Raw genomic sequence first — 26599 nt, 5'->3', positions numbered from 1 at the left:
GCGCGAAGTGTGGGGATCATAAGTGGCTACATCTCAGGAGCAGGTTGTCCAGGCCCTCCGCGCGTCGCTCAAGGAGACCGAGCGGCTGCGTCGGGAGAACGCCGAGCTGACCTCCGCCGCCCGCGAGCCCGTCGCCGTGGTCGCGATCGGCTGCCGCTTCCCCGGCGGCATCGGGTCCGCCGACGAGCTGTGGCGCGCCCTCATGGAGAACCGCGACCTCATCACGCCGTTCCCCACCGACCGGGGCTGGGACCTGCCCTATGACCCCGACCCCGACCGGCCCGGCACCAGCTATGTCCGCGAGGGCGGATTCCTGCACGACGCCGCCGAGTTCGACCCGGCCTTCTTCGGCATCTCGCCCCGCGAGGCCCTGGCGATGGACCCGCAGCAGCGGCTCCTCCTCGAGACGTCGTGGGAGGCGCTGGAACGCGCCGGGCTCGACCCCGCCGCCCTGCGCGGCACCCGCACCGGCGTCTTCGTCGGCAACACCGGCGGCGGCTACGGCGAGCTGCTCAAGGCCGACCCCGACGTCGGCGAGGGCTACCTCGCCATCGGCACCGCGGGCGCCGCCATGTCGGGCCGCCTCTCCTACACCCTCGGCCTCGAGGGCCCCGCCGCGACGATCGACACCGCCTGCTCCTCCTCCCTCGTGGCCCTGCACCTCGCCATGCAGGCGCTGCGCCAGGGCGAGTGCACGCTGGCGCTCGCGGGCGGCGTCACCGTCATGGCCACGCCCGAGCTGTTCGTCGAGTTCTCCCGGCAGCGCGGCCTGGCCACCGACGGCCGCTGCAAGCCGTTCGCCGAGGCGGCCGACGGCACCGGCTTCTCCGAGGGCGCGGGCATGCTCGTCCTCGAACGCCTCTCCGACGCGCGCCGCAACGGCCACCCCGTGCTCGCGGTGCTGCGTGGCTCGGCCGTCAACCAGGACGGCGCCTCCAACGGCCTCACCGCTCCCAGCGGCCCCGCCCAACAGCGCGTCATCCGGCAGGCGTTGACCGCGGCCGGGCTCGCGCCGTCCGACGTCGACGTGGTCGAGGCCCATGGCACCGGAACGCGCCTCGGCGACCCGATCGAGGCCCAGGCGCTCCTCGCCACCTACGGTCAGGACCGGGACGCCGAACGGCCGCTGTGGCTGGGCTCGGTGAAGTCCCACATCGGCCACACCCAGGCCGCCGCGGGCGTGGCTGGCGTCATCGCCATGATCATGGCGATGCGCAACGGCACGCTCCCAGGGCTGATGCACTTCGACGCCCCCTCCTCGCACGTGGACTGGACGGAAGGCGCGGTCACGCCGCTCGCCGAGTCCCGCGCGTGGACGAAGGAAGGGGTGCGCCGCGCGGGCGTGTCGTCGTTCGGCGTCAGCGGAACGAACGCCCACCTCATCGTCGAGCAGGCCCCGGCGGAAGAGGAACCCCCGGCCGAACGCGCCCCCGCCGGTGGCCCTGTGCCGCTGGTGCTCTCGGGGCGTTCGGAGGCGGCGGTGCGGGCGGCGGCCGGTCAACTGGTGTCGCGCGTGGGTGCGTTGGATGTGCGGGATGTGGCGGCGACGCTGCTGTCGCGTTCGGTGTTCGAGCACCGCGCGGTGGCGGTCGGTGTCGCGGGTTTGGACGCTCTGGCGGCCGGTGCCCCCTCTGCCGGAGTGGTGCAGGGCACCGCCAGCGCCCATGGCCGCCCGGTGTTTGTGTTTCCGGGTCAGGGTTCGCAGTGGGTGGGGATGGCGTCGGGGTTGTGGGATGCCTCGCCGGTGTTCCGTGGGTCGATGGTGGCGTGTGGTGAGGCGTTGCGTCCGTTTGTGGACTGGGAGTTCGAGGCGGCGCTGGGCGATGAGGCGTTGCTGGCCCGGGTGGATGTGGTGCAGCCGGTGTTGTGGGCGGTGATGGTCTCGCTTGCGGCGGTGTGGCGTTCGCATGGTGTCGAGCCCGCCGCCGTCGTCGGTCATTCCCAGGGTGAGATCGCGGCGGCGGTCGTCTCGGGTGCGCTGTCGCTCGAAGACGGCGCGCGCGTTGTCGCCCTGCGCTCCAAGTCCATTGTGGCGCTGGCGGGGAGGGGCGGGATGATCTCCGTTCCGCTGCCGGTGGATGAGGTGGTCCTGCCCGAGGGCGTGTCGGTCGCGGCGGTCAATGGTCCCAACTCCGTTGTGGTGTCGGGTGATCCTGAGGGTCTTGAGACGGTCCTTGCGACGGTTGAGCGTTCCCGCCGCATCAATGTCGACTACTCCTCGCACTCCGCGCATGTGGAGTCGTTGCGTGACGAGATCCTGACCGTTCTCGCCCCGATCAGTCCGCGTTCGGGTGACATCCCCTTCTACTCGGCCCTGACCGGTGGGGAGTTCGACGCTGCGGGTCTGGACGCGGCGTACTGGTACGAGAATCTGCGCAACACGGTGCGGTTCGAGCAGGCCACCCGCGCGCTACTGGCCGATGGCTTCGGCGCGTTCATCGAGACCTCCGCCCACCCCGTTCTCGGCATCGCGCTGCGGGAGACGGCCGAGGACGCCGACGCGATCGTTCTTGGCACCCTTCGCCGCAACGACGGCGGGATGGAAAGGCTTCTGCTCTCCCTCGGTGAGGCGTTTGTCCACGGCATCCCGATCGACTGGAACGTCAAGGGTCGCCAAGTCGACCTGCCCACCTACCCGTTCCAGCGCCAGCGCTACTGGCCCCAGGTGCTTCCGGCCTCCGACGAGGCGGACGGCGAGCTCTGGGCCGCCGTCGAACGTGGCGAGCTGGCCCTCGACGACGACGCCCACCAGGCCATCACCGCCTGGCGCGACAGCAGGAAGCAGCGCTCGGCCATCGACTCCTGGCGCTACCGCGTCGAGTGGAAGCCCCTCACCGACCGGCCCGCCCAACCCCTCACCGGCACCTGGCTGTTGATCGGCGACGCCACCTCCGACGACACCGACGACCGCGCCGCCTGGGCCGAACGCCTCACCGCCGCTGGGGCGCATGTCCTCACCGGCACCGCCGACGCCCTGCCCGATGAGCCGGTCAACGGCGTGGTCTCCCTGTTCGCCTCGGCCCCGGCCACGGTGGCGCTCGTGCAGGCGTTGGAGCGGCACGGCGTCAACGCCCCGCTGTGGCTGGTCACTCGGGGCGCCGTGCTCGGCGTCACCGAGCCCGAACAGGCCCAGGTCTGGGGCCTCGGCCGCGTCATCGGCCTCGAATTCCCCGACCGCTGGGGCGGGTTGCTCGACGTTCCCGAGGACATGGGCGAGACCGAGTGGACGCGCGCGCTGGCCGCGCTCGCCGGGATCGACCACGAGGACCAGCTCGCCGTGCGCGGCTCAGGGCTGCTGGCCCGCCGCCTGATGCGCGACCCGCTGGGCGGCCGCGAGGCCGAAACGCCATGGCGCCCTCGCGGTACCGTCCTGGTCACCGGCGGCACAGGAGCCCTCGGCGCCCACACCGCCCGCTGGCTCGCGGGCGCGGGGGTCGAGCACCTGGTGCTGACCAGCCGCAGGGGCGAGCACGCGCCAGGCGCGCCCGAACTCGCCGACGAGCTGCGCGCGTTGGGCGCCCAAGTCACCGTCGCCGCGTGCGACGTCGCCGACCGCGAAGCGCTCGCCGCCCTGCTCGGCGAGGTGCCCGACCTCACCGCCGTCGTCCACACCGCGGGCGTCGCGCCCATGGTGCCGCTCGCCGACACCACCCCCGACGACTTCGCCGCCACCCTCGCCGCCAAGGTCGCCGGGACCCGGAACCTCCACGAGCTGATCCCGGGCCCGCTGGACGCGTTCGTGCTGTTCTCGTCCAACGCGGGCGTGTGGGGGAGCGGCGGCCAGGGCGCCTACGCCGCCGCCAACGCCTACCTCGACGCGTTCGCCGAGTGGCGCCGCGCCCAGGGCCTCGCCGCCACCTCCGTCGCGTGGGGCGCCTGGGCCGGGGGCGGCATCGCCTCCGTCGGCGACGCGGAGGAGAACCTGCGCCGCCGGGGCGTGCGCGCCATGGCGCCCGACCTGGCCATGCGCGCCCTCCAGGACGCCATCGACCACGACGAGACATTCCTCGCCGTCGCCGATGTCGACTGGGAGACGTTCCTCCCCGCCTTCACCGTCGCCCGCCACCGCCCGCTGATCGCCGACATCCCCGAGGTCGTCGCCCTCCTCGACGCCGACGCCAACGCCAAGGACGGAGCCGCCGACGAGCCGCTGTCCGAGCTGGCCCGGCGCGTCGCGGGCCGCCCCGCCGACGAGCAGCACCGACTCGTCCTCGACGTCGTCCGCGCCCAGGCCGCGGCCGTCCTCGGCCACGCCTCGGCCGAAGCCGTCGCGCCCGCACGGGCGTTCAAGGAGCTCGGCTTCGACTCGCTGACCGCCGTCGACCTGCGCAACCGCCTCTCCGCCGCCACCGGGCTGCGGCTGCCCGCCACCCTGGCGTTCGACTACCCGACCGCCGACGGGCTCGCCACCCATCTGCGCGGCGAGCTGCTCGGCACCGCCGACGACGCGCCGCGGGCCGCCACCGCCGTGGCGAGCGACGAGCCGCTGGCCATCGTCGGCATGACGTGCCGCTACCCGGGCGGCGTCGCGTCCCCCGAGGACCTGTGGCGGCTGGTCCTCGACGGCGTCGACGCCGTCACCGAGTTCCCCGACGACCGCGGCTGGGACATCGCGCGCCTCTACGACCCCGACCCGGACCGGCCCGGCACCACGCATGTGCGGGAGGGCGCGTTCGTCGACGATGTCGCCGCGTTCGACCCCGCGTTCTTCGGGATCTCCCCGCGCGAGGCCACCGCCATGGACCCGCAGCAGCGGATCCTGCTCGAGACCGTGTGGGAGGCGTTCGAACGCGCCGGGCTCACCCCCGACACCCTGCGCGGCAGCCAGACCGGCGTCTTCGTCGGCGCGTCGGGATCCGACTACGCCACCCTCGTCCAGCCCAGCGAGGGCACCGAGGGCCACCTCGCCATGGGCAGCGCGTCGGGCGCCGTCTCGGGCCGCGTCTCCTACACGTTCGGCCTCGAAGGCCCGGCCGTCACCGTCGACACCGCGTGCTCGTCCTCGCTCGTCGCGCTCCACCTCGCGGCGCAGTCCCTCCGCCAGGGCGAGTGCTCCCTCGCGCTGGCCGCGGGCACGATGATCATGTCGCGGCCACACCAGTTCGTGGAGTTCGGCAAGCTCGGCGCCCTCTCCGCCGACGGCCGCTGCCGCGCCTTCGGCGCCGACGCCGACGGCACGGGCTGGGGCGAGGGCGTGGGCGTCCTCGTGCTCGAACGCCTCTCCGACGCCCAGCGCAACGGGCACCGGATCCTCGCCGTCGTCCGCGGCTCCGCCATCAACCAGGACGGCGCGTCCAACGGCCTGACCGCCCCCAATGGCCCGGCCCAACAGCGCGTCATCCGCGCCGCGTTGGCCAACTCCGGGCTGACCACCGCCGACATCGACGCCGTCGAGGCGCACGGCACAGGCACCCGCCTCGGCGACCCCATCGAGGCGCAGGCCGTCATCGCCACCTACGGCCAGGACCGGGACGACCAACGGCCGCTGTGGCTCGGCTCGTTGAAGTCCAACATCGGCCACCTCCAGGCCGCCGCGGGCGTCGCGGGGGTCATCAAGATGGTCATGGCCATGCGCCATGGCATCATGCCCCGCACCCTCCACGCCGATGACCCCACGCCGCACGTCGACTGGGAGGCGGGCGCCGTCTCGCTGCTGACCGAGCAGCGGCCCTGGGAGCGCGGCGACGCGCCGCGCCGGGCGGGCGTCTCCGCCTTCGGCGGCAGCGGCACCAACGCCCACCTCATCCTCGAGGAGGCCCCCGAGCCGGAGAACGCGCCCGCCACGGCCGCCACGCCGCCCGGCACCGTCGTTCCGCTGATCCTCTCGGCCAGGTCCGAGGCCGCCCTGCGCGAGCAGGCGCGGCAGCTCAGGGCCACCGTGGACAGCGGCGCCGACCTCGGCGACATCGCCCACTCCCTCACCGCGTTCCGCGCCGCGCACGACGAGCGCGCCGTGGCCGTCGGCGCGGACGCGGCCGAGCTGGCGGAGGCGCTCGACGCCTTCGCCGGGGGCGTCATCGACGCGGAGGGCATCGTCTCGGGCCGGGTGGTGCCGGGTGCGTCACGTCCGGTGTTCGTGTTTCCGGGGCAGGGGGCGCAGTGGGTGGGGATGGCGTCCGAACTCCTGGGTGTCTCACCGGTGTTCAGGGAGTCGATGGAGGCGTGCCGGGCCGCGCTCGGGCCGTTCGTCGAGTGGGACTTCGATGCCGCGTTGGGTGACCCGGGGTTGTTGTCGCGGGTGGATGTGGTGCAGCCGGTGCTGTGGGCGGTGATGGTGTCGCTTGCTGCTGTGTGGCGTTCGTACGGTGTGGAGCCCGCCGCGGTGGTGGGCCACTCCCAGGGGGAGATCGCGGCGGCGGTGGTGGCGGGTGGGTTGTCGTTGGAGGACGGGGCGCGGGTGGTCGCGCTGCGTTCCCAGGCGTGGCTCGGGCTGGTGGGTCTTGGCGGGATGGCGTCGGTCGGGCTTCCCGCGGATGTGGTGCGGGAGCGGCTGGTCCGTTGGGGTGATGTGCTGTCCATCGCCGCGGTGAACAGCCCCGGCGCCTGTGCCGTCGCCGGTGATCCGGTGGCGTTGGACGAGCTGGTGGAGACCCTGACCGCCGAGGGGGTGCGCGCCCGCCGCATCAAGGGCATCGACACGGCCGGCCACTCCGCCCAGGTGGAGCCGCTGCGGGAGCGTCTGTTGTCCGATCTCGCGCCTGTCGCGCCGCGTTCGGGCAGCGTCCCGTTCTACTCGACGGTGACCGGTGGGCTGCTGGACACGGCCGGGCTGGACACGGGGTACTGGTATCGGAACATGCGGGAGCCGGTGGAGTTCGAGGCCGCCACCCGCGCGCTCGCCGCAGCCGGGCACAGCGTCTTCATCGAGGTCTCCGCCCACCTCCTCCTCGGCTCCGCCATCGAGGCGACGGTCGATGACGCGGTCACCGTGGGCACGCTGCGCCGTGACGAGGGCGGCGTCCGCCGTCTGCTGCTGTCGCTCGGCGAGGCGCACGCCCATGGCGTTCCCGTGCGATGGGGCCTCGAGGGTGGCCATGTCGACCTGCCGACCTACCCGTTCCAACGCCAGCGCTACTGGCTCGACGTCGAGCCCGCCCTGGACACCGAGTTCTGGCAGGCCATCGACAACGGGGAACTCGCCCTGGGCGACGACGCGTTGCGCGCCCTCACCAGCTGGCGCGAGGCCCGCAGGAACGCCTCGGTCGCCGACTCCTGGCGCTACCGGATCACCTGGAAGCCCGTCGCCACCGCGCCATCCGAGCTCACCGGCACCTGGCTCGTCGTCACCGCCCCCGGCGTCGACAACCCCCTGCCCGGCACGCTCACCCTGGAGCTCGACCCCGCCGACGCCGACCGCGCCGTCCTCGCCGCCCGGCTCACCGAGGCCGCCGAGGCCGCCGAGGGCCACGCCCTCACCGGCGTGCTCTCCCTGGCCGGGGCCGACGAACGCCCGCTCCACGGCCACCGGTCCCTCACCCATGGCCTCGCCCACACCGTCGCGCTCGTCCAGGCCCTCGGCGACGCCGGGCTCACCACCCCCCTGTGGGTGGCCACGCGCGGCGCCGTCAGCGTGGACGGCGAACGCCTCACCAGCCCAACCCAGGCCGAGCTGTGGGGCCTTGGCCGGGTCGCCGCCCAGGAGCAGCCCGAGCTGTGGGGCGGCCTGGTCGACCTCCCCGAGGCCCTGGACGACCGCGCCCTCGCCCGCCTCGCCACCGCCATCTCCGGCGGCCTCGGCAACGAGGACCAGGTGGCCATCCGCCCCGACGGCGTGTACGCGCGGCGTCTCACCCGCGCGGCCGCCCGCCGCACCCGCGACTGGGCGCCCTCGGGCACGGTCCTGGTGACCGGCGGCACCGGCGCGGTCGGCAGCCGCATCGGCCGCTGGCTCGCCGAGAACGGCGCCTCCCACGTCGTCCTCACCAGCCGCCGCGGACCCGACGCCCCCGGCGCCGCCGAACTCGCCGACGACATCCGCGCGTTGGGAGCCGAGGCCACCATCGCGGCGTGCGACGCCGCCGACCGCGACGCCCTCGCCGCGCTCCTCGGCGGGCTGCCCGACCTCACCGCCGTCATTCACGCCGCGGTCGTCCTCGACGACGGCGTGCTCGACGTCATGGACCCCGCCCGCCTCGACCGCGTCCTCGCCCCCAAGGTCGAGGCCGCAAGGCACCTGGACGAGCTGACGCGGGACCGCGACCTGGCCGCGTTCGTGCTGTTCTCCTCCGCCGCTGGCACCCTCGGCAACGGCGGCCAGGCCAACTACGCGGCCGCCAACGCCTACGTGGACGCCCTCGCCGAGCAGCGCCGCGCCGACGGGCTCACGGCCACCTCCGTCGCATGGGGCCCGTGGGGCGGCGGCGGCCCGGCCGACGGCGCCGTGGGGGAGCGCCTCGAGCAGCAGGGCGTCCCCACCATGAACCCCGACCTGGCGATCTCCGCCCTCCGCCAGGCGATCGAGGCCGACGACACCTTCGTCGCCGTCGCCGACATCCGCTGGGAGACGTTCTACCCGAGCTTCGCCGCCGCCCGGCGCAGCGCCCTGCTCAGCGACCTCGCCGAGATCAGGTCCCTGCCCGAACCCACCTCGCTCGAGGCCAGGTTCGCCGGACTCACCGAGGCCGAAAGGGCCCGCGCCCTGCTCGACCTCGTGCGCGGCCAGGCCGCGGCCGTCCTCGGCTACGCGTCGGTCGACGCCGTCGAGCCGGGCCGCCCGTTCCGCGACCTGGGCTTCGACTCCCTCACCGCCGTCGAGATCCGCAACCGGCTCAGCTCCACCACCGGTCTGCGCCTGCCCGCCACCCTGGTCTTCGACTACCCGACGCCCACCGCGCTCGCCGGATACCTGCGCGAGCTGATCGGCGGCCCGGCCGACGCCGCGCCCGCCGCCGCCGACGCGTCGGCCGCCCTCGCCGTCGCTACCGACCACGACGACCCGATCGCGATCGTCTCCCTCGGCTGCCGCTTCCCCGGCGGCATCGAGGCCCCCGAACAGCTGTGGGACCTGCTGGTCTCGGGCCGCGACGCCGTCGGCGGCTTCCCCGACGACCGCGGCTGGGACCTGGACGCCCTCTACGACGCCGACCCCGACGCCGCGGGCACCACCTATACGCGCGAGGGCGGATTCCTCCGCGCTGCGACGGAGTTCGACTCCGAGTTCTTCGGCATCAGCCCCCGCGAGGCGCTCGCCATCGACCCCCAGCAGCGGCTCCTCCTCGAGGTCTGCTGGGAGGCCGTCGAACGCGCGGGCATCGACCCGAGCACCCTGCGCGGCAGCCGCTCCGGCGTGTTCATCGGCAACACCGGCGAGACCTACAGCGGCCTGCTCGAACGCAACCCCGGCGACGCCGAGGGCTACCTCCTCACCGGCAACACCTCGAGCGTGCTGTCGGGCCGCGTCGCCTACACCCTGGGCCTCGAAGGCCCCGCCATGACCGTCGACACCGCCTGCTCCTCGTCCCTGCTGGCCCTCCACCTCGCCGCGCAGTCCCTGCGCCAGGGCGAGTGCTCCCTGGCCCTCGCGGGCGGCGTCACCATCCTGTCGGGACCGGCCGGGCTCGTGGAGTTCAGCCGCCAGCGCGGCCTGGCCGAGGACGGCCGCTGCAAGGCGTTCGACGCGGACGCCGACGGCACAGGATTCGCGGAGGGCGTCGGCATCGTCATCGTCGAACGCCTCTCCGACGCCCGGCGCAACGGCCACCCCGTGCTCGCCCTGCTGCGCGGCTCCGCCGTCAACCAGGACGGCGCGTCCAACGGCCTGACCGCCCCCAATGGCCCGGCCCAACAGCGCGTCATCCGCGCCGCGTTGGCCAACGCCGGGCTCGCCCCCTCCGACATCGACGCCGTCGAGGCCCATGGCACGGGAACGCGCCTCGGCGACCCCATCGAGGCCCAGGCCGTCCTCGCCACCTACGGCCGCGACCGCGACCCCGAACGCCCGCTCTGGCTCGGCGCGTTGAAGTCCAACATCGGCCACACGCTCGCCGCCTCCGGCATCGCGGGCGTGCTGAAGATGGTGCTCTCCCTCCAGCACGGCCTGCTGCCGCGCACCCTCCACGTCAACGAGCCCACCCCGCACGTCGATTGGTCCGCCGGGGCGGTCGAGCTGCTGACCGAGGCCCGCCCCTGGGGGCCCGAGGACCGCCCGCGCCGCGCCGGGGTGTCGTCCTTCGGCATCAGCGGCACCAACGCCCACGCCATCATCGAGGAGGCCCCGGCCGCCGAGCCGCCCGCCCCGCGCGGGCCGCTCCCCCTGCCGGTCCTGCCCGTCGTGCTCTCCGCGCGCGACGACGCCGCGCTGCGCGAACAGGCCCGCCGACTGCGGGAGTTCGACCACGAGCCGCTCGACCTGGCCTACTCCCTGGCCACGGGCCGCGCCGCCCACGAGCACCGGGCCGTCGTGGTCGCGGGCCCCGGCCAGGACATCGCCGAAGGGCTCAATGCCATCGCCACCGGCGCCGAGTCGCCCTCCGTGGCGCGCGGCACCGTCCGCACCACCGGCTCCCTGGCGTTCCTCTTCACCGGTCAGGGCAGCCAACGCCTGGGCATGGGACGGGAGTTGTACGAGGCGTTCCCGGTGTACGCGGAGGCCTTCGAGGCGGTGTGCGAGCGCTTCGAACTCCCGGTCAGGGACGTGGTGTTCGGGGATGACGCCGACACGCTGAACCGCACCGAGTACACGCAGGCCGGGCTGTTCGCGGTCGAGGTCGCGCTGTTCCGGCTGGTGGAGTCGTGGGGGATCACGCCGGACTTCCTGGCGGGTCACTCGATCGGCGAGATCGCCGCCGCCCATGTCGCGGGCGTGTTGTCGCTCGACGACGCGTGCACGCTGGTCGCCGCGCGCGGCCGCCTGATGGGGGCGCTGCCCGAGGGTGGCGCGATGGTGGCGGTCCAGGCGCCGGAGTCCGAGGTGCTGCCGCTGCTCGTCGAGGGTGTGGAGGTGGCGGCGGTCAACGGCCCCGACTCCGTGGTCCTTTCGGGCGACGAGGACGCCGTGCTGGCCCTGGCCAAGCGCTGGAAGCACAAGCGGCTCGCGACCAGCCACGCGTTCCACTCCCACCTCATGGACCCCATGCTCGACGCCTTCCGCGCCGTCGCCGAGACCCTCACCTATGGCCGCGCCCGCATCCCGATCGCGGGCCAGCCCGCCCTGACCGACGCCGCGTACTGGGTCCGCCACGTCCGCGAGGCCGTCCGCTTCCACGACGCCACCGAGTGGCTCGCCGCCCAAGGCGTCACCACCGCCCTGGAGATCGGCCCCGACGGCGTCCTGTCCGCCCTGGCCGACGGCATCCCCGCCCTCCGCAGGGACAGGCCGGAGACCGAGACCCTGATCGGCGCGCTCGCCACCCTCCACACCCGCGGCGTCACCCCCGACTGGGCCGCCCTCTTCCACGGCACCGGCGCCCGCCGCGTCGACCTGCCCACCTACCCCTTCCAGCGCCGCCGCTACTGGCCCGCCGCACCCCTCGACGACGACCAGCCCCTCACCGGCGACGTCATCGAGGCCCGCTTCTGGGAGGCCGTCGACCGCGAGGACCTCGAAGCGCTCGCCGAGACCCTCGACACCACCGACGAGCAGCTCGGCGGCGTGCTCCCCGCCCTGGCCTCCTGGCGCAGGAAGCGCCGCACCGAGTCGACCCTGGACTCCTGGCGCTACCGCGTCACCTGGAAGCCCGCCACCGGCGTCACCTCACCCGTCCTCACCGGCACGTGGCTGCTTGTCGGCGCCCAACACCCCGATGTCGAGGAGGCGTTGGCGCGCTGCGGCGCCACGGTCACACGGGTTGACGGCCCCGACGCCATCGTTCCCACCACCCTGCCCACGCGGCTGTCCGGCGTTCTCTCCCTCCTCGCCCTCGACCCCGACCCGCTGCCCGGCGGCTCCTACGTCCCCCACCCCGTCGCCGCCACCGCCGCCCTCGTCCGCGCCCTGGGCGCGGCGGGCGTCGACGCACCCCTGTGGGTCGCCACCCGCGGCGCCGTCGCCGCCACCCGCGCCGAGCGCGCCACCGACGCCGACCAGGCCGCCGTCTGGGGCCTCGGCCAGGTGATCGGCCTCGAACAGCCCCGGCGCTGGGGCGGGTTGATCGACCTGCCCACCGACCTCGACAGCCGCGCCGCCACCCGCCTCGGCGGCGTGCTCTCCGGCACCTCGGGCGAGGACCAGGCCGCCATCCGCCCCTCCGGCGTCTTCCTGCGCAGGCTCTCCCGCGCCCCCATCGGCGACGCGGCGCCCGCCCAGGACTGGCGCCCCTCCGGCACCACCCTGGTCACCGGCGGCACCGGCGCCCTCGGCGCCCACACCGCCCGCTGGCTCGCCGCCCGCGGCGCCGAGCACCTGCTGCTCACCAGCCGCCGCGGCCTCGACGCGCCAGGCGCGGCCGAGCTGCGCGACGAGCTGACCGCCCTCGGCGCCCGCGTCACCGTGCTCGCCTGCGACGTCGCCGACCGCGACGCCCTCGCCGCGCTCCTCGAGATCCACCCCGTCGACGCCGTCTTCCACACCGCGGGCGTCCTCGACGACGGCGTGCTCGACTCCCTCACCACCGACCGGTTCGCCACGGTCTTCCGCGCCAAGGTCCGCTCCGCCCTCCACCTCGACGAGCTGACCCGCGACCGTGACCTCTCCGCGTTCGTCCTGTTCTCCTCCCTCGCCGGGATGATGGGCAACGCGGGCCAGGGCAACTACGCAGCCGCCAACGCGTACTTGGACGCCCTCGCCGTGCGGCGCCGCGACGATGGCCTGCCCGCCACCTCCGTCGCCTGGGGCGCCTGGGACGGCGGCATGGCCGAAGGCAAGGCCGCGGCCGAACGCGTCCGGCGCGGCGGCGTCCCCCTCATGGCGCCCGACCTCGCGATCGCCGCGCTCCAGCAGGCGCTCGACCACCAGGACACCGTCGTCGCCGTCGCCGCCATGGACTGGGCCAGGACCCTGCCCGAGTTCAGTGCCGCCCGCCCCAACCCCCTGGTCGCCGGGCTCGCCCCCGCCGACCCCGCCACCCAGGACCCGAACGCCGCACCGCCCACCGCCGAACCGGCCCGCGCGGACGCCCTGACCGAGCAGGAAGTCCTCCAGCTCGTCCGCACCCAGGTCGCCCTCGTCCTGGCCCACGGCGGCCCCGAATCCATCGATCCCGAACGCGCGTTCAACGACCTGGGCTTCGACTCCCTCACCGCCGTCGAGCTCCGCAACCGCCTCGGCGCCGCCACGGGCCGCACCCTCCCCGCCACCCTTGTCTTCGACCACCCGACCCCCAAGGCGCTCGCCGCGTTCCTCCGCGACACCGCCACCGCCCACACCCGGGCCACCCCCGGCGGCACCACCGCCCCCGTCACCGACGACGACCCGATCGCCATCGTCGGCATGGCCTGCCGCTTCCCCGGCGGCGTCGCCTCGCCCGATGACCTGTGGCGGCTCCTGCTCGACGGCACCGACACCACCAGCGGCTTCCCCGAGAACCGCGGCTGGGACGAGCTGGCCTCCGTCACCACCCGCGAGGGCGCGTTCCTGCACGACGCTGACCAGTTCGACCCGGCGTTCTTCGGGATCAGCCCCCGCGAGGCGGTCGCCATGGACCCCCAGCAGCGGCTCCTCCTCGAAACGGCGTGGGAGGCGTTCGAACGCACCGGGATCGACCCGGCCGCCCTGCGCGGCAGCGCGACCGGCGTCTTCGTCGGCACCAACGGCCAGGACTATGTGACGCTGCTCCAGCGCTCGACCGACGACGTCGGCGGCTTCCTCGGCACCGGCAACGCCGCCGCCGTGGTCTCAGGCCGCCTCGCCTACACCTTCGGCCTCGAAGGCCCCGCCGTCACCGTCGACACCGCCTGCTCGTCCTCGCTCGTCGCCCTCCACTGGGCCGCCCAGGCGCTGCGCCAGGGCGAGTGCTCCCTCGCCCTGGCGGGCGGCGTCACGGTGATGTCGAGCCCCGTCGCGTTCGTCGAGTTCAGCAAGCAGGGCGGCCTGGCCGCCGACGGCCGCTGCAAGGCGTTCGCCGCCGAGGCGGACGGCACCGCGTGGGGCGAGGGCGTCGGCCTGCTCGTCGTCGAACGCCTCTCCGACGCCCGCCGCAACGGCCACCCCGTCCTCGCCGTCCTCAGCGGCTCCGCCGTCAACTCCGACGGCGCGTCCAACGGCCTCACCGCGCCCAACGGCCCCTCCCAGCAGCGCGTCATCCGCGCCGCACTCGACAGCGCCGGTCTCACGCCCGCCGACGTCGGCGCCGTCGAGGCCCATGGCACGGGAACGACCCTGGGCGACCCCATCGAGGCCCAGGCGCTGCTCGCCACCTATGGCCAGGACCGCTCCGAAGGGCGTCCGCTGTGGCTGGGCTCGGTGAAGTCCAACATCGGCCACACCCAGGCCGCCGCTGGCGTCGCCGGGGTCATCAAGATGGTCATGGCCGTCCGCCATGGCGTCCTGCCCCCCACCCTGCATGTCGACGAGCCGTCCCCGCACGTCGACTGGTCGACCGGCGCCGTCGAGCTGCTGACCGAGACCAGGGAGTGGGACACGGAAGGGCCGCGCCGCGCGGGCGTCTCGTCGTTCGGCATGAGCGGCACCAACGCCCACGCCATCATCGAGCAGGCGCCCGACGAGCCGATGCCCGAACTCACCGGCGCACCGGCCGAGTTCACCCTGCCGCTGCTTCCGCTCCCCATCTCCGCGCGGAGCCGCGACGCCCTGCGCGCCCAGGCGGCACGGCTGGCCGAGTCGGGCCACACCCCGCTCGACCTGGCGTACTCCGCGGCCACCACCCGCGCCGCCCTCGACCACCGCGCGGTGGTGCTCGCCGCCGACGCGACCGCCCTGCGCCACGGCCTGACCACCGTCCTCAACGGCGGCGCCATCGTCGGCGAGGCAAGGACCACGCGGCGTCTGGCGTTGGTGTTCTCGGGGCAGGGGAGTCAGCGGCTCGGGATGGGGCGTGAGCTCTACGATGTGTTCCCGGTGTTCGCTGACGCGTTCGACGCGGTGTGTGCGCGGCTGGACGGGCTTCTTGAACGGCCGTTGCGGGATGTGGTGTTCGGGGATGACGCGGAGGCGCTGAACCGGACGGAGTTCACGCAGGTGGCGTTGTTCGCGGTGGAGGTGGCTCTCCATCGCCTGGTCGAGTCGTGGGGCGTCAGGCCGGAGTTCCTGGCCGGTCATTCGATCGGTGAGATCGCGGCCGCGCACGTTGCCGGGGTGCTGTCGCTGGATGACGCGTGCACGTTGGTGGCGGCGCGTGGTCGTCTGATGGGTGCGCTGCCCGAGGGCGGTGCGATGGTGGCGGTGCAGGCGCCCGAGTCCGAGGTGCTGCCGCTGCTGGTCGAGGGGGTGGACGTGGCGGCGGTCAACGGCCCGGACTCCGTGGTGCTTTCGGGTGACGAGGACGCCGTGCTCGCCGTCGCCGGGCGGTGGAAGCACAAGCGGCTCACGGTGAGCCACGCGTTCCACTCGCACCTGATGGATCCGATGCTGGAGGAATTCCGGTCGGTGGCCGAGTCGTTGACATACCACCCGGCCCACCTGCCCATCGCTGGCCAGCCGGAGGCCGTTGACGCCGCGTACTGGGTGCGGCATGTCCGCGACGCGGTCCGTTTCCATGACGCGGTCGAGTCGCTGCGGGCCGAGGGCGTGGACACGTTCTTGGAGATCGGCCCCGACGGCGTGCTCTCCGCCCTGACCGACGGCATCCCCACCCTCCGCAAGAGCCGCACCGACGCCGACGCGCTGCTCACCGCCCTCGCGACCCTCCATGTCCACGGCATCGAGGTGGACTGGGAGTCGTTCTACGCCGGAACGGGCGCCCGACGCGTTGACCTGCCCACCTATGCCTTCCAACGCCAGCGGTACTGGCCCGAGTTGGCCCCGGTCGGCGACGACGCCGCGTTCTGGGAGGCCGCCGAGAGCGGCGACCTCGCCGACCTCCTCGAGCCCGTGCTGCCCGCCCTCCACGACTGGCGCGAGCGCAGGCGGCACACGTCCGCGACCGACGCGTGGCGTTACCGCATCGACTGGACGCCGCTCGCCGAGACGCCCGCCCCGGCCCTCACGGGCCGCTGGCTCGTCCTCCGCCCCGAGCACCACACCGAGCTGGCCGACGCGATCATCGAGGGCCTGCGCGCCCGCGGCGCCGACCTGACCACCGACCCCGACGCCCCCGCCGTCCCCGGCGGCGACCTCACCGGCGTCCTCTCCCTGCTCGCCCTTGACACCACCCAGTCGAGCAGCGGCATCACCGCGGGCCTGGCCGCGACCGCCGCCGCCCTGCGCGACACCGGCGACGCCCCCCTGTGGTGCGTGACCCGCGAGGCCGCCAGCGCGGAGAACGCCGACCCCGCCCAGGCCGCCGTCTGGGGCCTCGGCCGCGTCGCCGCCCTCGAACAGCCGGACCGCTGGGGCGGCTTGATCGACCTGCCCGCCGAGATCGGCGAGCCCGAGATCGACCGCCTGGCCGCCGCGCTCAGCCGCGCCGACGGCGAGGACCAGCTCGCGATCCGCCCCGGCGGAACGTGGGCCCGCCGCATGGTCCGCGCCAAGTCCACGGAACCGGGGGAGCGTTGGACCCCCACCGGCACCGTCCTCATCACGGGCGGCACCGGGGCGCTCGGCGGCCATGTGGCCCGCTGGCTCGCGGGCGCGGGGGCCGAGCACCTGGTGCTGACCAGCCGCAGGGGCGAGCACGCGCCCGGCGCGCCCGAACTCGCCGACGCGCTGCGTGCGTCGGGCGCCCGGGTCACCGTCGCCGCGTGCGACGTCGCCGACCGCGAGGCGCTCGCCGCCCTGCTCGGCGAACTGCCCGACCTGACCGCCGTGTTCCACACCGCGGGCGTCCTCGACGACGGCGTGGTCGAGGCGCTCACCCCCGAGCGCTTCGAGACCGTCTTCCGCGCCAAGGTCCGCTCCGCGCTGAACCTCCATCAGCTCACCGAGGACCGCGACCTCGCCGCGTTCGTCCTGTTCTCCTCCACCGCAGGCGTCTTCGGCAGCTCGGGCCAGGGCAACTACGCCGCAGCCAACGCCTACCTCGACGCCCTCGCCCAGCTCCGCCGCGAGGCCGGACTGCCCGCCACCTCCGTGGCGTTCGGGCCCTGGGCCCAGGGCGGCATGGCCGACGCCGTGGGCGCCAAGCTGCGCCGCGGCGGCGTCCGCGCGATGCCGCCCGAGCTGGCGATGACCGCGCTGCGACGGGCCCTTGACCTGGACGACACGGCGGTCGCCGTCGTGGACATCGAGTGGGAACGGTTCGCCGCGGAGTTCGCCGCCGCCCGCCCCGTCCGGCTGTTCGACGCCGTGCCCGAGGCCGCCGCGGCCATCGCACCCGCCGACGCCGCCGCCCGGCGCTTCGCCACCATGAACGCCGCGGAACGGGAACGCGCTCTCCTCGACCTCGTCCGCGCCCAGGTCGCGCTCGTCCTCGGCCACGACGGCTCGGACGCCATCGCCCCCGACCGCGTCTTCAGCGACCTCGGCTTCGACTCGCTGACCGCCGTCGAGCTGCGCAACGCCCTCGCCGGGGCCACCGACCTGCGCCTGCCGACCACGCTGGTGTTCGACCACCCGACGCCCGGCGCGCTCGCCGCCTATCTCGACGCCGAGCTGGTCGGCGAGACCGCCGTCGCCACGCCCTCGGGCCCCGGCGCGTTCACCGACGAGCCGATCGCCATCGTCGCCATGAGCTGCCGCTTCCCCGGCGGCGTCAGCAGCCCCGAGGACCTGTGGGAGCTGCTCGCCTCCGGCGCCGACGCCGTCGGCCCGCTGCCCGAGGACCGCGGCTGGAATGTCACCTTCGACGCCGAGGGCGGCCGCGAGGGCACGATCGCCACCCGGGCGGGCGCGTTCCTCGACGCGGTCGGCGACTTCGACGCCGACTTCTTCGGGATCTCCCCGCGCGAGGCCCTGGCGCTCGACCCGCAGCAGCGGCTCCTCCTGGAGACCACATGGGAGGTCTTCGAACGCGCCGGGATCGACCCGGCCGCCCTGCGCGGCAGCGGCACCGGCGTGTTCATCGGCTCCAACGGCCAGGACTACGGCGCCGTGCTGATGAACGCCAAGGAGAGCACCGAGGGCTACGCGGGCACCGGCACGGCCGCGAGCGTCATCTCGGGCCGCCTGGCCTACACGTTCGCCCTCGAAGGCCCGGCCGTCACCGTCGACACCGCCTGCTCGTCCTCGCTCGTCGCCCTCCACCTGGCCGCCCAGGCGCTGCGCCAGGGCGAGTGCTCGATGGCGCTCGCCGGTGGCGTCACCGTGATGACCAGCCCGGCCGCGTTCATCGAGTTCTCCCGGCAGCGCGGCCTGGCCGAGGACGGCCGCTGCAAGGCGTTCGGCGCCGACGCGGACGGCACGGGGTGGGGTGAGGGCGTCGGCCTGCTCGTCGTCGAACGCCTCTCCGACGCCCGCCGCAACGGCCACCCCGTCCTGGCCGTGGTCCACGGCTCGGCCGTCAACCAGGACGGCGCGTCCAACGGCCTCACCGCCCCCAACGGCCCCTCCCAACAGCGCGTCATCCGCGCCGCGTTGGCCAGCGCCGGGCTTGCCCCCGCCGATGTCGACGCCGTCGAGGCCCATGGCACAGGGACCCGCCTCGGCGACCCCATCGAGGCGCAGGCGCTGCTCGCCACCTATGGCCGCGACCGCTCCGAAGGGCGTCCGCTGTGGCTGGGGTCGATCAAGTCCAACATCGGCCACACCCAGGCCGCCGCCGGCGTCGCCGGGATCATCAAGATGGTCATGGCCATGCGCCATGGCGTCCTCCCGAAGACCCTGCACGCCGACGAGCCCACCCCGCACGTCGACTGGTCGCACGGCGCGGTCGAGCTGCTGTCCGAGTCCCGCGCGTGGGCCTCGGAGGGGCCGCGCCGGGCGGGCGTGTCGTCGTTCGGCATGAGCGGCACCAACGCCCATGTCATCCTCGGCGAGGCCCCCGCGTACCCGGCCGGGCCCGCGCCGGTCGAACGGCCCGCGCCGCCGCCGGTCATCCCGCTCCCGCTGTCCGCGGCGAGCCCCAGGGCGCTCGCCGCCCAGGCCGCCGGGCTCCTGCACGCCCTCGACGCCGACCTGGGCGACCTCGCCCACTCCCTCGCCACCACCCGCTCCGCCCTCAGCCACCGGGCGGTCGTCCTCGCCCGCGACACCGAAGACGCCAGGGAGGCCCTGGCCGCCCTCGCCGAGGGCCGCGGCGGGCCCCTCACCGGGGAGGCCGCGGACGGCCGCCTCGCGTTCCTGTTCTCGGGCCAGGGGAGTCAACGGCTCGGGATGGGCCGGGAGTTGTACGGGGCGTTCCCGGTGTACGCGGAGGCGTTCGACGCGGTGTGCGAGCGCTTCGAACTCCCGGTGCGCGATGTGGTGTTCGGCGAGGACGCGGACCTGCTCAACCGGACCGAGTACACGCAGGTGGCCCTGTTCGCGGTCGAGATCGCTCTCTTCCGGCTGGTCGAATCCTGGGGCGTCAGGCCGGAGTTCCTCGCGGGTCACTCGATCGGCGAGATCGCCGCCGCCCATGTCGCGGGTGTGCTGTCGCTGGATGACGCGTGCACGTTGGTCGCGGCGCGCGGCCGCCTGATGGGCGCGCTGCCCGAGGGCGGCGCGATGGTCGCCGTCCGGGCCCCGGAGGCGGAGGTGCTTCCGCTGCTGGCCGAGGGTGTGGAGGTGGCGGCGGTCAACGGCCCCGACTCCGTTGTCCTTTCGGGCGACGAGGACGCCGTGCTGGCCCTGGCCCAGCGCTGGAAGCACAAGCGCCTCGCGGTCAGCCACGCGTTCCACTCGCACCTGATGGACCCGATGCTGGACGAATTCCGCACGGTCGCCGAGACGTTGACCTCTCACCCGGCCCAACTCCCCATCGCGGGCCAGCCGGAGACCGTCGACGCCGAGTACTGGGTGCGGCATGTTCGCGACGCCGTCCGCTTCCACGACGCGGTCGAGTCGCTGCGCTCCGACGGCGTGGGCACCTTCCTCGAGATCGGCCCCGACGGCGTTCTCTCCGCCCTGGTCGAGGGCGTCCCCGCGCTGCGGAAGGACAGGCCCGAGCCCGAGGCGCTGCTCACCGCCCTCGCGCGGCTCCATGTCACCGGCACCCCCGTTGACTGGGCCTCGCTCACCCCGGGCGCCCGGCGCGTCGAGCTGCCCACCTACCCGTTCCAGCGCACCCGCTACTGGCCCGAGCGCACCGGCACCGCCACCGACGACGACTCCCGCTTCTGGAACGCCGTCGACAACGGCGAACTCGCCCTCGACGACACCGCGTTGACCGCCGTCAACGCCTGGCGCGAGCGGCAACGCCATGAGGCCGCCCACGAGGCGTGGCGCTACCGCGTCGAATGGAAGCCGTTCAACGGCAACGCCGCCGCCCTCCACGGCACCTGGCTCGTCGTCGTCCCCACCACCCCGCACCCGTGGGCGACGTCGGCGCTCGAGACGCTGCCCGGCGCCCGCGCCGTCACCGCCGACCGCATCGGCGAGCTGACCGAAGGGCCGGCGATCACCGGCGTGCTGTCGCTGCTGGCGCTCGGGCGGCACCACGACCCGCGCCACGCGACCCTGGCCACCGCCGCCGCCCTGCGCGCCCTGGGCGGCGCGGGGATCACCGCCCCCGTGTGGATCGCCACCAGCGGCGCCGTCGCCACCGGGCGCGCCGACCGCGTCACCGCCCCCGACGCCACGGCGGTCTGGGGCCTCGGCCGCGTCATCGGCCTCGAACTCCCCGACCGCTGGGGTGGGTTGATCGACCTGCCCGAGCGGCCCGACGAGCGGGCCGCGGCCCGCCTCGCCACCGCGCTCGGTGCCACGGGCGAGGACCAGCTCGCCATCCGCGCCTCCGGGGTGTTCATGCGCAGGCTGGCGCACCAGCCGCTCACCCGCGTCACCCGCCCGTGGACCCCGCACGGCACCGTTCTGGTCACCGGAGGCACCGGAGCCCTGGGCAAGCGGGTCGCCCGCTGGCTCGCCGAGGCCGGGGCCGGGCACCTGGTGCTGGCCAGCCGCTCCGGCGGCGACGCCGACGCCCTCTCCGCCGAGCTCGGCACCCGGGTCACCGTCGCCCGCTGCGACGTCGCCGACCGCGCCGCCGTCACCTCGCTCGTCGAGGGGCTGCCCGACCTGACCGCCGTCGTCCACGCCGCGGGCGCCGCCGACACCAGGCCGCTCGCGGAGAGCGACACGGCGGCCCTGGCCGGGACCATGGCCGCCAAGGTCCTCGGCGCCGCCCACCTCGACGAGGCGCTGGGCGAACGGGAGTTGGACGCGTTCGTCCTGTTCTCCTCCATCGCGGGCGTGTGGGGCAGCGGCGGGCAGAGCGCCTACGCCGCCGCCAACGCCTACCTCGACGGCCTCGCCGAGAGCCGCCGCGCCCGCGGCCTCACCGCCACCTCGATCGCCTGGGGACCCTGGGCCGAGGCCGGGATGGCGGCCACCGACGAGGCCGAGGACCTGCTGCGCCGCCGCGGCCTGCCCGCCCTCGCGTCCGACACCGCCGTCGCCGCGCTGCGCCGCGCCCTGGACGAGGACCACACCTGCCTGACCGTCGCCGACGTCGACTGGGCGCGCTTCGCCCCGTCGTTCGCCGCCGCGCGGCCCCGCCCGCTGATCGCCGACCTCCCCGAGGTCCGCGAACTCTCCGCCGCCGACGGCACCATGGACGGCGCCGCACCCGAACTGGCGCACGCCCTCGCGCCGTTGGCCCCCACGGAGCGCGCCCGACGGCTGCTCGATCTCGTCCGCACCGAGGCGGCCGCCGTTCTCGGCCACCGCTCCACCCAGGCCGTCACCGCCACCCGCCCGCTGCGCGAGCTGGGCTTCGACTCCCTCACCGCCGTCGAGCTGCGGCAGCGGCTCCAGGCCGCCACCGGGCTGACCCTGCCGACCACCCTGGTCTTCGACCACCCGACGGCCCAGGCCCTCGCCACCCTGCTCGGCAGTCAACTCCTCGGCGACGAGCCCGAGTCGACCACCCGGGCCGCCACGGCCGGACCCACGGCCAGGACCGCTGAAGCCGACGACCCGATCGTCATCGTCGGCATGAGCTGCCGCTTCCCCGGCGGCGTCCGTTCCCCCGAGGACCTGTGGCGGCTCACCGCCGACGGCACCGACGCCATCACCGGCTTCCCCGCCGACCGCGGCTGGGACCTGGCCACCCTCTACGACGCGGGCGCCGACGCCGCGGGCTCCTCGGTGACCGCCGAGGGCGGATTCCTGCACGACGCCGCCGAGTTCGACGCCGCGTTCTTCGGGATCAACCCCCGCGAGGCCCTCGCCATGGACCCCCAGCAGCGGCTCCTGCTCGAAGCCTCATGGGAGGCCCTGGAGAGCGCCGGGATCGACCCCACCACCCTGCGCGGCAGCCAGACCGGCGTCTTCGTCGGCGCCTCCCCCTCCGGCTACGGCGTCGCACCCGCCGACGCCCCCGACGGCACCGAGGGCTACTTCCTCACCGGCAGCGCCACCGCCGTCGCCTCGGGCCGCGTCTCCTACACCCTCGGCCTCGAAGGCCCCGCCGTCACCGTCGACACCGCCTGCTCCTCCTCCCTGGTCGCCCTCCACTACGCCGCCCAGTCCCTCGCCCGCGGCGAGTGCTCCCTGGCCCTGGTCGGCGGCGTGAGCGTCATGGCAAGCCCGGCCGTGTTCACCGAGTTCTCCCGCCAGCGCGGCCTGGCCGAGGACGGCCGCTGCAAGTCGTTCTCCGACCACGCGGACGGCACGGGGTGGGGCGAGGGCGTGGGCATCCTCCTCATCCAACGCCTCTCCGACGCCCGGCGCGACGGCCACCGCGTCCTGGCGATCGTCCGCGGCTCGGCCGTCAACCAGGACGGCGCGTCCAACGGCCTCACCGCCCCCAACGGCCCGGCCCAACAGCGCGTCATCCGCGCCGCGTTGGCCGACGCCGGGCTGACCACCGCCGACATCGACGCCGTCGAGGCCCATGGCACCGGGACGACCCTGGGCGACCCCATCGAGGCCCAGGCCCTCCTCGCCACCTACGGCCAGGACCGCGACGACCGACGGCCGCTGTGGCTGGGGTCGATCAAGTCCAACATCGGCCACACCCAGGCCGCCGCGGGCGTCGCCGGGATCATCAAGATGGTCATGGCCATGCGCCACGCGACCCTGCCCATGACCCTCCACGCCGACGAGCCCACCACCCACGTGGACTGGTCCGCCGGAGCCGTCAAGCTGCTGACCGAGGCCCGCCCCTGGACCACCGAAGGACCGCGCCGCGCCGCCGTCTCCGCCTTCGGCGTCAGCGGCACCAACGCCCACACCGTCATCGAACAGGCCCCCGACGCCCAGGAGTTGGCACCCTCACCCGAGGCGACGCCGCTCCCCGCCGTTCCGCTGCTGGTCTCGGGCCACGGCGCCGCCGCCCTCCGCGCCCAGGCCGCCCGCCTGCGCGCCCACCTCGCGGCCACCGACGGATGGGACCTCAACGACATCGCCCACTCCGCCGCCGCCACGCGCGCCACCCACGACCACCGCGCCGCCGTCATCGCCACCGACCGCGACGAACTCCTGCGCGGCCTCGAAGCGATCGCCACAGGCCGCACCCGCGCCGGCGTGCTCACCGGCACCGCCGACCGCGAGGGCCGCACCGCGTTCCTCTTCACCGGGCAGGGCAGCCAACGACCGGGCATGGGCCGCGAGTTGTACGAGGTGTTCCCGGTGTTCGCGGAGGCGTTCGACGCCTGCTGCGCCCACCTGGACACCGCGCTCGACCGGCCGCTCGCCGAGGTCATCGCCGACGACCCCGACGCCCTCACCACCACGGTCTACGCCCAGGCGGGACTGTTCGCCTTCGAGGTCGCGCTCTTCCGGCTGCTCGAATCCCTGGGCGTCCACCCGGACTCCGTCGCCGGACACTCCATCGGTGAGATCGCCGCCGCCCATGTCGCCGGGGTGATGTCCCTCGAGGACGCCTGCACCCTGGTCGCCGCCCGGGGCCGCCTCATGCAGACCCTGCCACCCGGCGGCGCCATGGTCGCGGTCCAGGCCCCCGAGTCCGAGGTGCTGCCGCTGCTGATCGAAGGGATTGACCTGGCGGCGGTCAACGGCCCCGACGCCGTCGTCCTCTCCGGCGACGAGGACGCCGTCCTCACCCTCGCCCCGCTGTGGAAGCACAAGCGGCTCACCGTCAGCCACGCGTTCCACTCCCACCTGATGGACCCGATGCTGGAGGCGTTCCGCGCGGTCGCCGAGACGTTGACCTACCACCCGGCGCGCATCCCGGTCGCCGGGCAGCCCGAGACCGTGGACGCCGACCACTGGGTCCGGCACGTCCGCGACACGGTCCGATTCCACGACACGGTCGAGGAGTTGACCGAGGCAGGCGTCACCACCTTCGCCGAGATCGGCCCCGACGCCGCCCTGTCGGCCACCGGAGGGTTCCTGCCGCTCCAGCGCCGCGACAGGCCCGAGGTCGAGACCCTGCTCACCGGCCTCGCGGCGCTGCACATCAACGGCGTCCCCGTTGACTGGCGCCCCCTCACCCCGGGCCGCACCGCCCCCCTGCCCACCTACGCCTTCCAGCGCGAACGCTTCTGGCTGACCCCCGCCGCACCCACGGCCATGGCAGGAGCGCGCCCCGAGGACACCGGCTTCTGGGAGACGGTGGAACGCGGCGACCTCGCCTCCCTCGCCGCCACCCTTGACATCGCCCCCGACGCGCCCCTGGCCACCGTCCTGCCCGCCCTGTCCACGTGGCACCGCAGGCGCGACGAGCACACCACCGCCGACTCCTGGCGCTACCACGTCACATGGAAGCCCCTCGGCGACACCACCGCCCCCGCGCTCGCCGGGACCTGGCTCGTCATCGGCGAGGGCGACGCCGACGAGGCGGCCGCCGAGGCCCTCACGGGCAGCGGCGCCGACGCCGTCACCGTCGAACCCGGCGGCACCGACCGCGAGGCCCTCGCCCTGCGCCTCGGCAAGGAGGCCGAGGGCATCACCGCCCTCACCGGCGTCCTCTCCCTCCTGGCCCTCGACGCCACCGCCCACCCCGCGGGCAGCGTCGGCTTCGCCGAGAACGTCACCCTCGCCCAGGCCCTCGGCGACGCCGGAGTCGACGCCCCGCTCTGGCTCGTCACCTCGGGCGCCGTCACCACAGGGCCCGCCGACCGCGCCATCCGCCCCGACCAGGCCCTCACCTGGGGCTTCGGCCGCGTCGTCGGACTCGAGGCCCCCACCCGCTTCGGCGGCCTCGCCGACCTCCCCGCCACCCCCGACCGGCGCGCCTGGGAACGCCTCGTCGCCGCCCTCGCCGGACGCGAGGACGAGGTGGCCATCCGGGCGGGCGGCACGTTCGCCCGCCGCCTGACCCACGCCCCCGGCGACGAGCCCCGCGGCCACTGGACCCCGCGCGGCACCGTCCTGGTCACCGGAGGCACCGGCGCCCTCGGCTCCCGCGTCGCCCGCTGGCTCCTCGACACCGGGGCCGACCGCGTCGTCCTCACCTCCCGCCGCGGCATCGACGCCCCCGGCGCCCGCGCCCTGGCCGACGACCTCGGCCCCCGCGCCACCGTCACCGCGTGCGACATCGCCGACCGCGACGCCGTCGCCACCCTCGTCGAAGGGCTGCCAGAGCTGACCGCCGTCGTCCACGCGGCGGGCGCGGGCCAGGCATCCCCCCTCGGCGACACCCCGCTCGACGAGGTCACCGGCATCATCGCCGCCAAGGTCCTCGGCGCCGCCCACCTCGACGAGACGCTGGGCGAACGGGAGTTGGACGCGTTCGTCCTCTTCTCCTCCATCGCGGGCGTGTGGGGCAGCGGCGGCCAGGGCGCCTACGCCGCCGCCAACGCCTACCTCGACGCGCTCGCCGAGCAACGCCGCGCCCGCGGCCTCACCGCCACCTCCGTCGCCTGGGGACCCTGGGCCGAAGGCGGCATGGCCGACGCCGGAGCCCACGAGCTGCGCCGCCGCGGCCTGCCCGCCCTCGACCCCCACCTGGCCGTCACCGCACTCGGACGCGCCCTCGACCGCGGCGACACCACCGTCACCGTGGCCGACGTCGACTGGGACCTGTTCGCCCCCGCCTACACCGCGGCCAGGCCCAGGCCCCTCCTCGACGACGTCGCCCCGCCCACCCCGGCCACGGCCGAGCCCGCCGCCGACGCGGACGACCTGCGCGCCCGCCTCGCCGCGCTCACCGAGGCGGACCGCGTCCAGACCCTGCTCGACCTCGTCCGCGGCCAGGCCGCCGCCGCCCTCGGCCACGACACCGCCGACCGCGTCGAACCCGCCCGCGGATTCATGGAATTGGGCTTCGACTCCCTCACCGCCGTCGAGCTGCGCAACCGGCTCGGCGCCGCCACGGGGCTGCGCCTGCCGACCACCCTCGTCTTCGACCACCCCAGCCCCACGGCCCTCGCCCGCCACCTGACGACCGAGCTGACCCCGGAGACCACCCAGGACAGCGGAACGGGCGACGGCACGGACATCGACCGGCTCGCGGCGGCGATGGCGGCGGCCACCGAGGACGAACGCGCCGAGACCGTCGCCCAGTTGCGGTCCCTCATCAACCGGTGGACCGGACAGACCGGCACGGACCGGAGCATCGCGGACGCCACGGCGGACGAGATCTTCGACATCATCCACGAAGAGTTCGGAAAGACACAGTGA

Annotated in this window: 1 protein-coding gene; it reads left to right on the top strand. The window is 74.8% G+C overall.

Annotation, left to right across the window (positions count from 1 at the left end; translation table 11 throughout):
• Positions 1 to 22 precede the first annotated feature (22 nt).
• Complete coding sequence (locus D7318_RS26995; RefSeq protein ID WP_220729825.1) at positions 23 to 26599, top strand: type I polyketide synthase; 26577 nt, start codon at positions 23 to 25, stop codon at positions 26597 to 26599.

The sequence above is a fragment of the Streptomyces radicis genome, from assembly GCF_003626575.1.
Classification (GTDB): Bacteria; Actinomycetota; Actinomycetes; order Streptomycetales; family Streptomycetaceae; genus Streptomyces; species Streptomyces radicis.
This window is presented reverse-complemented; position numbering and strand designations above follow the sequence as displayed.